At 69.7% G+C, this 2,640-nt stretch carries 1 protein-coding gene; it reads right to left on the bottom strand.

The features are described from left to right. Window positions 1–2,319, bottom strand: a 2,319-nt coding sequence (locus tag FVW27_RS12805; RefSeq protein ID WP_167125699.1) for an ATP-binding protein, incomplete at its 3' end; no start/stop codon positions are given. Window positions 2,320–2,640 lie beyond the last annotated feature (321 nt).

Genomic DNA, 2,640 nt, shown 5'->3' with positions numbered 1-2,640 from the left:
GGTGATGGCGCCGGTATTGCCGCCTCGGGACGCGGTGGCAGCCAGCCCGGCGGCGGGCTGCGTGACGCCCGGCGTGCCCGTTCCGGCGCATGTTTTCGTTGCGGGGCTGACGGCGCGCAGGGCCGCCTCTTGCAGGGCGGCCAGCTTCACCGGCTTGATCAGTACCGCCAGCACGCCAAGGCGGGCTGTGGTTTCAGCGTCCGGCTCGCGGCCCATGGCCGCGGCCACCAGCAGCGGCGGTACGGCCACCCCTTCCTCGCGCAGATGCATGAGAATGGTGGAGGCCGCGCAAGCATTGGGGATGTCCCCCGGTTCGTCCGGGCATTCCATGGCACCCACGGCAGTGGGCGTCCCCGCATTGGTGGTCCCGATCACCGGCAGATACAGGCCGCAAAGCACGAAGTCCCAGGCCGTTGGCGAGGGGGGGGCGTCCTGCCTGACGCGCGGGGCGGGTTCGGCGCGGTCCGTCGCCTGATCATCCACCCTGTCATCCGCCTGATCATGCATGTGACCGACCGCGTGGTCCGCCTCATGGCCGGGAGCGGGGACCTGCTCCGGGCCGTGGTACAGGGCCGTGCGCAGGGCAGCCACGTTGGGCGCCACCTGGCAGCGCACCCCCAGTTGCGCCAGCAGCCGGGCCAGCACGCGGGCGCAGGCGGGGTTGGCTTCGGCCACCAGCGCCAGCTTTCCTGCCAGCTGCGGCGGAGGCGGGGTGGGAGGGTCCTGCTCCTGTGGCAGCCCGAACCGGGCGGTGAAGCGAAAGGTGCTGCCCCGGCCAGGCTCGCTTTCCACGCCCACGTCGCCGCCCATGAGCTGCACCAGTGCGCGCACTATGGACAGGCCAAGGCCGGTGCCGCCGAAGCGGCGCGATACCGAGGCATCGGCCTGGCTGTACGATTCGAACAGCCGCTCGCGCGCTTCCGGCGCGATGCCTATGCCCGTATCGCGTACCGAAAAGGCCAGTTCCACGCCGTTGCCGTGCGGGCCAACGGCCCGCGCGCTGCCCGCCGCGTCGCTCCCCGGCGTTTCCGGTGCGTTCTCCGCCCCGGTCCCCGCCCCGGTCTCCGCGCCGACTCCCGTGCCGACCAGTCCCACGCGGATGACCACCTCGCCCCGTTCCGTGAACTTGAAGGCGTTGGCGGCCAGGTTCACCAGCACCTGCCGCAGCCGCAGCGGGTCGCCCACCAGCACCGGGGGCACGCCGGTGTCGATGTCCACCACCAGTTCGATGTCCTTGATGGCCAGCCGGTCGTGGAACAGGTCGGTGACCTCTTCCAGCAGGTCGCGGGTGCGGAAGGGGATGGATTCCAGGGTAAGCCGTCCGGCCTCCAGCTTGGAAAAATCCAGCACGCCGTTCACCACACCCAGCAGCGAGCGCGCCGAGGAACGGACAAGATTCAAGTATTCTCTCTGCTTGGGCGCAAGATTCGTACCCAGGGTGATGTCCACCATGCCGATGACGGCATTCATGGGGGTGCGCAATTCATGGGTGACACCGGCCAGGAATTCGTTCTTGGCGCGGCTGGCGCGTTCCACGCGGGCCTGGGCGGTGTCCAGTGCCGTGGTGCGTTCACGCACCATGCGTTCCAGTTCGCCCTGCTGCACGGTCAGCTGGCGTTCGTGGCGCTCCACCTGTTCGAGCATGGTGTTGAAGGCGTCCACCAGTCGGCCGATCTCGTCCTGCCCGTGTCGCACGGCGCGCAGGGCGTAGTTGCGTTCTTCCGCCACCCTGCGGGCCACCTGTGCCAGCCCGGCCACGGGCACCACCACCGTGCGCCGCAGAATGAGGATGATCAGCACCACCAGTACGAAGCCTACCAGGGTCACGCGCACGGCGCTTTCGCGCACCATGGCGGACAGGGCGTCGTCGATGCCGCGCGGCGAAACCATCACCACCACGCTGCCGATCTCTTCACCCATGTGGGCCAGCACTTCACGCTCGGTGACGAAATCTCCGCCGATGGCGCCGCTCCACGGCACGGGGCGCCAGTCCCCGTCGCGCTGCATGCCGCCGAGCAGCGTGGTGCCGTCCCGCTCGAACAGGGCCACCGCGTATACCCGCTGGTCTTCCATTTCCGCCGCGAGTACGGCGGAGATGGACATGGCATCCAGGTTCCACGCGGGCACCTGAAGCTGGCGTGCCACGCGCACGGCCTGCCGCCGCGCGAAGTCCTCTATGTCGCGGTGCAGCTTGCCGCTGGCGGCGGTGTAGTCCATGACCATGAACACCACCAGCATGACGGTGGTGACCAGCGTGATCAGCAGGCCGAGACGGGTCTGGATGCCGGTGAGCAGATGGCGTGGGGCCTTTTGGGGCATGCGGCGTCCCTTGTGCGTGCCTTCGTGTGCGTGCCTTCGTGTGTGCCGCTCGTGTGCGGGCGGGCAACTGCGGGGGTGGTCCGGTTGCGCCGTCGCCGTCCGGTTGGCGCCTTCCGCCGCGAAAGGTCAGGGCGCAAGGCGGGGCAACCCGGCGAGCCTAGCCTGTTTTTCCGCTTCGCACAACGCGCAGCAGCGCGCGGGCGTCACGGCTGCGGCAGCACAGCGAAAGGACCAGGTACAGCACGGCGGCCAGGGGCACCCCTAGGGCCAGACGCACGGCAGGGTGCAGGGCGGGCGCGGCCCATGCCGTGCCGGGGCATG

The organism is Nitratidesulfovibrio liaohensis, from assembly GCF_011682075.1.
GTDB lineage: Bacteria > Desulfobacterota > Desulfovibrionia > Desulfovibrionales > Desulfovibrionaceae > Cupidesulfovibrio > Cupidesulfovibrio liaohensis.
Note: the sequence above shows the minus strand (reverse complement) of the source record. Positions and strands in the feature narration are given on the sequence as shown.